Source organism: Saccharopolyspora sp. NPDC000359 (assembly GCF_040300525.1).
Classification (GTDB): domain Bacteria; phylum Actinomycetota; class Actinomycetes; order Mycobacteriales; family Pseudonocardiaceae; genus Saccharopolyspora.
In genome coordinates this window covers 1-9666 of sequence record NZ_JBEPDU010000093.1, presented here as the reverse complement: position 1 = coordinate 9666, position 9666 = coordinate 1, and the positions used below count along the sequence as shown (strand labels likewise).

9 protein-coding genes are annotated in these 9666 nt (G+C 70.5%); 1 reads left to right on the top strand and 8 read right to left on the bottom strand.

Annotation, left to right across the window (positions count from 1 at the left end; genetic code table 11):
• Positions 1–96: 96 nt before the first annotated feature.
• The 4 genes from ABT324_RS32785 to ABT324_RS32770 form a co-directional block, all read right to left on the bottom strand.
• The gene (locus tag ABT324_RS32785) at positions 97–2619 is read right to left on the bottom strand and encodes an MFS transporter (RefSeq protein WP_502949832.1); all 2523 of its coding nucleotides are present in this window, start codon (positions 2617–2619) and stop codon (positions 97–99) included.
• Between the two features lie 71 nt (positions 2620–2690).
• On the bottom strand, positions 2691–3182 hold the full coding sequence (locus ABT324_RS32780; protein ID WP_351185604.1) for a MarR family winged helix-turn-helix transcriptional regulator: 492 nt from the start codon (positions 3180–3182) through the stop codon (positions 2691–2693).
• A 368-nt stretch (positions 3183–3550) separates the two neighbouring features.
• Positions 3551–4033, bottom strand: a complete 483-nt coding sequence (locus ABT324_RS32775; RefSeq protein ID WP_351185601.1) for a MarR family winged helix-turn-helix transcriptional regulator — start codon at positions 4031–4033, stop codon at positions 3551–3553.
• Between the two features lie 128 nt (positions 4034–4161).
• Positions 4162–4959, bottom strand: a complete 798-nt coding sequence (locus tag ABT324_RS32770; protein ID WP_351185598.1) for a pyridoxamine 5'-phosphate oxidase family protein — start codon at positions 4957–4959, stop codon at positions 4162–4164.
• A 300-nt stretch (positions 4960–5259) separates the two neighbouring features.
• Between ABT324_RS32770 and ABT324_RS32765 the strand changes: the two genes are divergently transcribed.
• Positions 5260–6363, top strand: coding sequence for an FAD-binding oxidoreductase (locus ABT324_RS32765; protein ID WP_351185595.1), 1104 nt, complete (start codon positions 5260–5262; stop codon positions 6361–6363).
• Positions 6364–6754: 391 nt separating this feature from the next.
• Here the strand turns inward: ABT324_RS32765 and ABT324_RS32760 are convergent, their stop codons facing one another.
• The 4 genes from ABT324_RS32760 to ABT324_RS32745 form a co-directional block, all read right to left on the bottom strand.
• The gene (locus ABT324_RS32760) at positions 6755–7207 is read right to left on the bottom strand and encodes a heat shock protein transcriptional repressor HspR (protein ID WP_351185592.1); all 453 of its coding nucleotides are present in this window, start codon (positions 7205–7207) and stop codon (positions 6755–6757) included.
• A gap of 2 nt (positions 7208–7209) precedes the next feature.
• Positions 7210–8376: a molecular chaperone DnaJ gene (gene dnaJ, locus ABT324_RS32755; RefSeq protein WP_351185589.1), complete on the bottom strand. Its 1167-nt coding sequence runs from the start codon at positions 8374–8376 to the stop codon at positions 7210–7212.
• Between the two features lie 25 nt (positions 8377–8401).
• The gene (gene grpE, locus ABT324_RS32750; protein WP_502949831.1) at positions 8402–9085 is read right to left on the bottom strand and encodes a nucleotide exchange factor GrpE; all 684 of its coding nucleotides are present in this window, start codon (positions 9083–9085) and stop codon (positions 8402–8404) included.
• 17 nt (positions 9086–9102) lie between these two features.
• The coding region (locus tag ABT324_RS32745; protein WP_351185583.1) for an Hsp70 family protein at positions 9103–9666 on the bottom strand (564 nt) is incomplete at its 5' end.

Genomic DNA, 9666 nt, shown 5'->3' with positions numbered 1-9666 from the left:
GCCCCCGGGGGGGGGGGCGCCCCCCCCCGGGGGCCCCCCCCCCCGCCCCCGCCGGGGGGGGGGGGGGGGGGGGCCCCCCCCCCCCACCACCACTGCTCAGTCGGCGTCCGGGTAGCCGAGCTCGACGTCGTGCGTGCTCGTCTCGCCGGACAGGCGCAGCGACGTGGCGACCGGCGGGTAACCGGTGGCGATCACCGTGTACTCACCGTCGGGCAGGTCGGTGAAGGTGTAGTTGCCGTCGACGTCGGTGGTGGCCGCGCCGACGACCGCCCCGCCGGAGTTCAGCAGGGTGACCCGCGCGTCCGGCACCGCGACCCCGAGGTTGGCCGACCGGACCACGCCGGTCAGCTGCGCCCCGCTCTGCAGCACCACGTCGGCGGTGGTCTGCTCGCCGTCGGTCACCGTCACCGAGTTGGCCACCGGCCGGTAGTTCGGCGCGGTGACGGTCAGCGCGTACGAACCGCCCACCAGGTCGCCGAACGCGTAGTGCCCGTCCGCGGCGGTCGCCGTGGTGGCCACGACCTCGCCCCGCACGTCGGTGAGCACCACCATCGCCCCGCCGACCCCGACACCGCCGACGTGCACCAGGCCGACGAGCCGACCGGCACCGAGCAGCTGGACGTCGTGGCGCACCGGGCGGTCGCCGACCACCACCATCGACGCGGTGGGCTGGTAGCTGCCGCCGGAGGCGATCAGCACGTAGGTGCCGCCGTGGGTGACCGCCAGCTGGAACTGGCCGTCCTGGTCGGTGCGGGTCCGCTCGACCTGCCGCCCGTTGGCGTCGGTGAGGGTGAGCACCACCCCGGCCACCGGGCTGCCGACCGAGTCCTGCACGGTGCCGTGCACGAACAGGCCGTCGCCGCCGAGCTCACCGGCCAGGTGCCTGCCGTTGGTCGCGTACCGACGCGGCGACACCGGCTCTGACCAGGCCTCCGATCGCCTGTCCACAGAGTTGTCCACAGGCTCGGCGGCCAGTCGCGCGGTGCGCGGGCCGGGGTCCCCAACCTGCGGAGAGCCGTTGACCGCGGCGCCGGCCCCCGACGAGTTGTCCACAGGACGGGTGAGGTTGTCCACAGCGTCGTCGTGCGCGGCCACCGCCACCGCCTCCCTCTCCTCGTGACTGTCGATCGTGGTACGCAGCGGGGTCTCCCGCACGAACAGCACCGTCAGGAAGGTGACCACCGCGATGCAGGCGGAGACGAAGAAGATGTCGCCGATCGCGTCGCCGTAGGCGGCCCGCACGATGACCTGGATCGGCTCGGGCAGGCTGTCGACGTCCAGCGAGGCGGCCCCGCTGCCACCGGCCGCCTGCGCGGCGCCGGGGATCTTGGCCAGGCCCTGCACGATGTAGTCCGACACCTGGCTGGCCAGCACCGCGCCGAGCACCGAGACGCCCGCCGAGCCGCCCAGGGTCCGGAAGAAGGTGACCACCGAGGTCACCGACCCCATGTCCCGGGCGCTGGTCGCGTTCTGCACCGCCAGCACCAGGTTCTGCATCAGCATGCCGACGCCGGTGCCCATCAGGAACAGGTAGACGCCGACCAGCCACAGGTTGGTCTCGTGGTCCATGGTGCTCAGCAGGTACATCGCCGCGACCATGACGATCGACCCGACCACCAGGAACGGCTTGATCTTGCCGGTGACCCGGGAGATGACCTGACCGGAGATGGTCGAGGACAGGAACATCCCGCCGACCATCGGCAGCGTCATCAGCCCCGCCTCGGTGGGCGTCATGCTGCGCGAGATCTGGAAGTACTGGCCCAGGAACACCGAGCCGCCGAACATCGCGGTGCCGACCGCGACGGTGCCGATGGTGGCCAGCGTGACCGTGGAGTTGCGGAACATCCGCAGCGGCACGATCGGCTCGCTGACCTGCGACTCGATGATCACCGCGATGATCAGCGCGACCAGGCCGCCGCCGACGTAGAGCGCGGTCTCCACCGACCACCAGTCGAAGGACTTGCCCGCCAGCGAGACCCACACCAGCAGCAGGCTCACGCCGCCGACCAGGAACAGCGCGCCGAACCAGTCGATCTTGACCGGCCGCTTGATGACCGGCAGCTTCAGCGTCCGGCCGAGCACGATGAACGCGATCACCGCGATCGGCACGGTGACCCAGAAGCACCAGCGCCAGCCCAACCAGGAGGTGTCCACGATGACGCCGCCGACCAGCGGGCCGCTGACCGTGGCCACCGCGAACGTGGCGCCGATGTAACCGCTGTAGCGGCCGCGGTCGCGCGGCGAGACCATGGCCGCGATCACGACCTGGATCAGCGCCTGCAGACCGCCCATGCCGATGCCCTGCAGGGCCCGGAAGCCGATCAGGGTCTCCATCGACTGCGCGAAGCCACCGGCGACCGAGCCGACCGTGAAGATCACGATCGCGAGCTGGTAGAGCAGCTTCTTGCTGAACAGGTCGGAGAGCTTGCCCCAGATCGGGGTGGACGCGGTGGAGGTCAGCAGCATCGCCGTGACCACCCACGTGTACTGGCCCTGGGTGCCATCGAGGTCGGCGATGATGCGCGGCAGCGCGTTGGAGACGATCGTCGAGCTGAGGATGGCGACCAGTAGCGCCAGCATCAGCCCGGACATCGCCTCCATGATCTGCCGGTGCGTCATCGGCGAATCATCGGCGGACCCGTGCGCATCCCGCCGGGCCGGTGCGTCCCGCACCGCCTCCGTCGAGCTCGTCATCGAGTTCCTTCCCTGGTAGCGGGGTCTGCGTGGCAGATCCCCTGGTCGATCGTGCGGCGGCGGATGTCGTTCGCCGCATCCCCCAGCAGCCGGGTGAGCTCGCGGACGTCGGCGTCCTCCCAGTCCCCCAGCGCCTCGGCGATCCACTCCGCCTTCCTGCGCTCCAGCTCGGCCACCGCGGTCTCGCCCTCGGGGGTGGCACGCAGCAGCGAGACCCGCCGGTCGGCGGGGTCGGGTCGGCGGCTGATCAGCCCGGCCTGTTCCAGCTGGGCGACCTGGCGGCTCACCACGGAGGCGTCGACGACGCGGTGGTGGGCGAGCTCGGAGGCCCGGCATTCGCCGCGGAACACGAGTTCGGTGAGCAATCCGGCCGCGGCGTAGGGCACCTGATCAGCGACGTATCCCCGTTGCAGGGCGACCTGCTTGAGCCCCATCAACGCCCGCAGCGGGCGGAGCAGTTCACCGCAGGTCTCGAGTTTCGGTCCCATGCGAACCCAATCCTTTAGTTGCTGAACGCAACGGTATCCCCGTTTGGTTGTAGCACGCAACTTGTCACCCTGTGACCCGCAGCACCTCAGACACCGGACACCCCACCAAACCCGACCACCACTCGCACACAGGACAAAACGACCAGAACGCCACGACCCCAGGGAGCCCGCACGCGACATACCCCACTCGCCACCACCCACGGCGCCGTCCTCCCGACCGGGCGCGTGGACCCGCCGCCCGAGCCGGTCAACCGCAGTTTCAATTGAAACTGCGGACTCCAGGCACGGCTGATCGCAGTTTCAATTGAAACTGCGGGGCTGGGTGAGGGGTGACGGGCAGCTTCAGGTGGAGCTGCGGGGAGCGGGGGTCACATCATGCCGTTGAGCTTGGCGAGGAGCCTGGCCAGGTCCTTCAGGTCCTGGGTGGTCCAGCTGGCGAACTGGCCGTGCAGGTGCTTGCGGCGCTCGGCGCGGACCTGGGCCAGGCGCTCGCGGCCCAGGTCGGAGAGCTGGATGCGGCGGGCGCGGCCGTCATCCGGGTCCGGGACGCGCTCCAGGAGGTTCAGCTCCACCAGGGTCGCGATCTGGCGGCTCACCGTCGACTTGTCCAGCCCGGTGCGGCCCGCCACGTCCATGCCCCGCAGTGGTCCGGCGTCGTCGATCATCAGCAGCAGGCTGTAGGACGCCGGGTCGAGGTCCGGGTGCACGTGCGCGGCCACCGTGGTCGAGAGGTTGCGGGCGCGGCGGAACATCATCACCAGCTCGCGCTCCACGGTCTCCGCCGCGGCGCGCCGGTCCACGCCCTCCTCGCGCACGCCGTCGGTCGCCCGCGCCTCATCCTGCTCGATCACAGCTCTCCCGCCCGCGCCTCCACCCGCCGAAGCGCACCCGCAGCACCCGATCAGGCCCAAGCTCCACGTTAGTCCGTTTCGCCTCACTCTAGGAGGCCGTCCCAGAACCGCTCCGCGTGGCGGGGTGGTCAGTTCGCGGAGACCGGTTCGACCGGGTGCCAGGGCCGCGGCGTGCCCTTGGCCTCGAAGTAGTCGCCGCCCTTGCGCTTGACGTCGTCGGTGCCCCAGGTGCGCTGGCGCAGGACCGGGACCATCCGCGGGATGTGCTTGCGGCAGTGGATGTAGGCCTCCTCCACCTGCACCACCACCCACCGCTCGGGGGTGCGGCCGCGGTCGAACTCGGCGGGCAGCGCGGGATGGATCGCGCGCAGGTCGGAGTCCTCCACGATGCGGGCCCTGCCGTTGACGTGCAGCCCGATCAGATCCGTTGCGAAGTCGACCAGCAGGATCCCGACGTGCGGGTTCTCGCTGATGTTGCCGAGGCTGGCCATCACACCGTTGCCCCGGTACTCGGGGTAGCAGACGTGCCGGTCGTCGAGCACCTCGATGAAGCCGGGCGGGCCGGCGCGCAGGCTGGAGTCGCACTCGCCGCGGGCGTCGGCGGTGGCCACGAAGGCCAGCTCCATCCGGCCGATGAACGCCTTCATCTCCGAGTTCAGGTGGTCCAGCACCTGGTCGTCGTAGAAACGGCGGGCCCGCTTCTCGGTGCCGTAGGCCTGCTGCAGCAGGTGCTCGCCCGTCGAACCGGGCAGCGGGACCGGGCGGTCGTCCTCGAGGAACGGGTCACGGGGCACGGCGTCCAGGCTGTGGTGCTGGAGAGGGGTGCTGACCTGCCACGGATCGTTCGGGGGCGGCGGATCGGACAGCTCCAGGTCCAGCAGCGCCTCGTCGGCGGTGCCGGTCGGGGTCGGGTGGTCGGGGCTCACGCGCCTCACCGTGTCACGCCTTCCTCTCCACTCACAGGGGTGGATACTAGGTTCCCCCGACGGGTTCATGCACCATCTACCAGTAGTAGTTAAGAAGCACTCAAAAGTGGCATCAAGGCAGACGTTCCCCGGGCCACGAGTTAGGGTCAGCCCAGTGTCGGGGGACGCAAGCAAGTAGCGGTGCGCCCAATCGGGTACCGCCGCCAACGTGGAGAAGACTGCACCCGAACCATGACAGCGAACGCCGTACTGAGCCCCGGACCACCCCCGAACCGCGAGCCGTCCTCTGGTGTGAGCAAGATGGTTCGCCTGATCCGCGAGAGCTTCGAGGTCGTCGAGCCGCAGATCGACGACGTGGCCAAGTTCTTCTACGGGATGCTCTTCAGCCTCTCCCCGGCCACCCGAGAGCTGTTCGCGGTGAACATGGAAGTGCAGCGCAGCCGCCTGCTGCGGGCGCTCGTACACGTGATCCAGATGGTCGACAAGCCCGACGAGCTGCTGCCGTTCCTGCACCAGCTCGGCCGCGACCACCGCAAGTTCGGCGTGGTCGCCGACCACTACGAAGCGGTGGGCACCGCGCTGCTGGCCTCGATCAAGAGGCACGCCGGTGACGCCTGGAACGACACGGTGGAGCGGGCGTGGGCCGAGGCCTACACGGTGATGGCCTCGGCGATGACCGAAGCGGCCGCCGCCGACGACGGCCCCGCCTGGTACACCGGCGAGATCATCCACCACGAGCGGCTGAGCTGGGACGTCGCGGTGATGCGCGTCCAGACCGACCACCCGGTGCCCTACCTGCCCGGGCAGTACGTGAGCGTGGAGGTGCCGCAGCGGCCCCGGCTGTGGCGGTACCTGACCCCGGCGAACGCGCCCGCCGAGGACGGGATCATGGAGTTCCACGTTCGCTCGGTGGAGGGCGGCTGGGTGAGCCGCGCGCTGGTCGGGCACGCCCGGATCGGCGACCAGTGGCGGATCGGCGCGCCGATGGGCCGGATGACGGTGGACCGCGAGGACTCCCCGGACGTGCTGATGATCGCCGGTGGCACCGGGATCGCCCCGATGCGGGCGATCATCGACGAGCTGGCCCAGTACGGCGAGAACCCCCGGGTCCAGGTGTTCTACGGCGGCCGGACCCGCGAGGACCTCTACGACCTGGAGAACCTCCAGCGCATCGCGATGCACAACCCGTGGCTGACGATCACGCCGGTGCTGGAGGACGACCCGAACGTCTCCGGCGTCGAGCACGGCACCCTCCCCGAGGTGGTGACCCGCTACGGCGCCTGGCAGGACTGGGACGTCCTGGTCAGCGGCTCCCCGGGGATGATCCGAGCCACGGTCTCCAAGATGCTGGTAGCCGGAACCCCCCTCGACCGGATCCGCTACGACCCGTTCACATTGGACTGAACTCCGTTTCCAGTCCCGCCTTGCGCAGCGGTGCCGGTAGCGGAACCGCTGCGCCCGCATGGGTACTGGGGGCCCTGGCCCAGGCATGCTCGATGCACGACGTCAGGGCCGTCCCCGCCAGGCGAACGCTGAGAACCCGCAGCGGTGCAAGCTGCGAGGGTGGGCTGTGCGCCTGCGGCGCTGCGACACCTCCACATCAGCGCCGGACGCCCGTCGCGGTCGCTGTTCACCGCTGGAAGCGGCTTCGCCGTTTGCTCGACGATGGCTGACCGCCGACCCGGCCTCACCACCGCGGGTGGGAGGTGCGAGCAGTTGCTTGGTGCGCACGCCGACCGTGGTCGAGATGCGCAATCGCCCCACCGGCTCTTGCTCGGTGGGGCGATGGGTTCCGTCAGCGCTTGCGGTGGGGTTTCCAGACCACCAGGGCCGTTTCCTGCCTGACCGGGACGAGGTCTCGGCGGTAGGAGGCGTGGATCTGGGCTGCTGCTTGTTCCGCTGCCGCGTGGGCTGCGGCTACTTCTTCGGCCAGTTCCTGGACCTTCGCGCGGAGCGCGTCAACCTCGTTCTCCAGATCGATGATCCGCTTGATCCCGGCCAGGTTGACGCCTTCCTCCTGGGACAGGCGCTGGACCTCGCGCAGCAGCGCGATGTCGCGGAGGGAGTAGCGGCGGCCGCCCGCCGGGGTTCGTCCGGGCGACACCAGGCCCAACCGGTCGTAGCTGCGCAGGGTCTGCGCGTGCAGGCCGGAGAGCTGGGCGGCGACCGAGATCACGAACATCGGCGTGTCCTCGTCGGCCCCGGGTGGGAACCCGAAGCCCGGATCCGACGTGCGACCACCGGCCATGACTACCTCCCGAGCAACTCGTTCAGGTCCTGACGCGGATCGTGGTCGGCGGTCGCCTTCGCGTAGTCCGCCAGCGCTTCCGCCGCCTTGCCGTCCAGCTTGGACGGAACGGCGACCTGCAAGGTGACCAGGAGATCCCCGTTGCTCCCGTCCTTCTTGCCGACGCCCTTGCCGCGCACCCGGAAGGTGCGGCCGCTGCTGGTCCCGGGCGGGACCTTCAGCGTGACCTTCCCGTCCAGGGTCGGCACGGTCAACGTAGTGCCCAGCGCCAGCTCCGGGAAGGTCGTCGGCACCGTGATCGTCAGATCATCACCGGAACGTCCGAACACCCGGTGCGGGTTGACGTGCACCACCACGTAGAGGTCCCCGGCGGCGGCGCCCTGCCGACCCGGTTCGCCCTGGCCCGCCAACCTGATCCGCTGCCCGTCGGAGACCCCGGCCGGGATCCGCACCGTCAGCGTGCGGCTGCGGGTGCTGACCCCCTCACCTGCGCAGTCCGGGCACGGGCTGTCGATCAGGCTGCCGCGGCCGCGGCAGTCCGGGCACGGCTCACTGAACGCGAAGGCGCCCTGGTTGCGGGTGACCAGGCCCGCGCCGGAGCAGGTGCCGCAGGTGCGCGGCCGGGTGCCTGGCTTGGCACCGGAGCCGCGGCAGGTCTGGCAGGTCGCCGGGCTGGACAGCCGCAGCGGCACGGTCGCGCCGCGCACCGACTCGGTGAAGTCGATGCGGACCTCGGTCTCCACGTCGGCGCCGCGCTTGGGCCGGCTGGCCGTGGACGCACCGGGACGGCGGTTGCCGAACAGGCCGCCGAACAGGTCGCCCAGTCCGCCAGCACCGCCCTGGGCACCGCCGAAGAGGTCACCGATGTCGAAGCCGCCCTGGCCGCCGAAACCGCCGAACCCGCCCTGGCCACCGCCGCTGAACCCGCCGGAGCCGAACAGCCGACGGGCCTCGTCGTACTGCTTGCGCTTCTCCGGGTCGGACAGCACGCCGTACGCCTCGGAGACGGCCTTGAACTTGGTCTCCGCCTGGGCGTTGCCCGGGTTGGCGTCCGGGTGGTTCTCCCGGGCCAACTTCCGGTAGGCCTTCTTGATCTCGTCCGCTGAAGCGTCGGAGGAGACGCCCAGTTCGGCGTAGAAATCCTTGTCCAGCCATTCCCTCGCACTCACCGGACGCCCCTCCCTTCGCTCCTGATCAACCCTGCTCGGTCTGGCTGTCGTCGGCGGCCGCAGGTTCCGCCGACGGTTCGTGGTCGGTCACCGCGACCATCGCCGGTCGCAGCACGCGGTCGCCGAACCGGTAGCCGCGACGCAGCACGGTGGTCACGGTCGGGCCGCTCACGTCCGGGGAGGTGCTGTGCTGCACCGCCTCGTGCACGGACGGGTCGAACTCGTCGCCCTCCGCGCCGAACGCCTCCAGCCCGGCCGAGTTCAGCGTCGCGACCAGCTTGTCGGCCACCGCCTTGAACGCACCGTTGAGGTCACCGTGCGCCTCGGCCCGCTCCAGGTCGTCGAGCACCGTCAGCAGGTCACCGGCCACCGAGGCCTTGGCCCCGGCGATCACCGACTCGCGGTCGCGTTCCACCCGCTTGCGGTAGTTCGCGTACTCCGCGGTGACCCGCTTGAGGTCGGCGGTGAGCTCGTCGACCTGCTTCTGCAGGCCAGCGGGCTCGCCCTGGGCCGGTTCGGCGGCGGACTCGGAGCCCTCCGCCGACTCCTCGGCCTGGGTGACCTCCTCGTCGAGGGTGCCGGAGATGCTTTCGGGCACCTGCGCCTCTTCTCCGTTCGGAGCAGGCGTCCGGCGCTGGCCGGTCTCGGGGTCGATGCGACGCCTATCCCGGACCACCACCGGCTCCTGCTCGCCTTCGTTGTGCGACATCTCGGACCGGTCCGCTGTCACTTCTTCTTCTCGTCCTCGTCGTCGACGATCTCGGCGTCCACCACGTCGTCCGCGCCGGACGACTTCGCGCCCGCGGCGTCATCCGCGGCGCCCGCGCCCGCACCGGCACCCGCCGCCGCGTTGGCACCGGCGTCGGCGTAGAGCGCCTGGCCGAGGGCCTGCGACTCGGTGGCCAGCTTCTCCACCGCGGCGGAGATGGCGGGCACGTCGTCGCCCTTGAGCGTCTCGTTGACCTCGTCGATCGCGGACTTGACCTTGTCCTTGACCTCCGACGGCAGCTTCTCGTCGTTCTCCTTGAGGACCTTCTCGGTCTGGTAGACGAGGGTCTCGGCCTGGTTGCGGGCCTCGGCCTCCTCGCGGCGCTTCTTGTCCTCCTCCGCGTGGGCCTCGGCGTCCTTGACCATCCGGTCGATGTCGTCCTTCGGCAGCGCGGAGCCGCCGGTGATGGTCATCGACTGCTCCTTGCCGGTGCCGAGGTCCTTGGCGGAGACGTGCACGATGCCGTTGGCGTCGATGTCGAAGGTGACCTCGATCTGCGGCATGCCGCGCGGCGCCGGGGG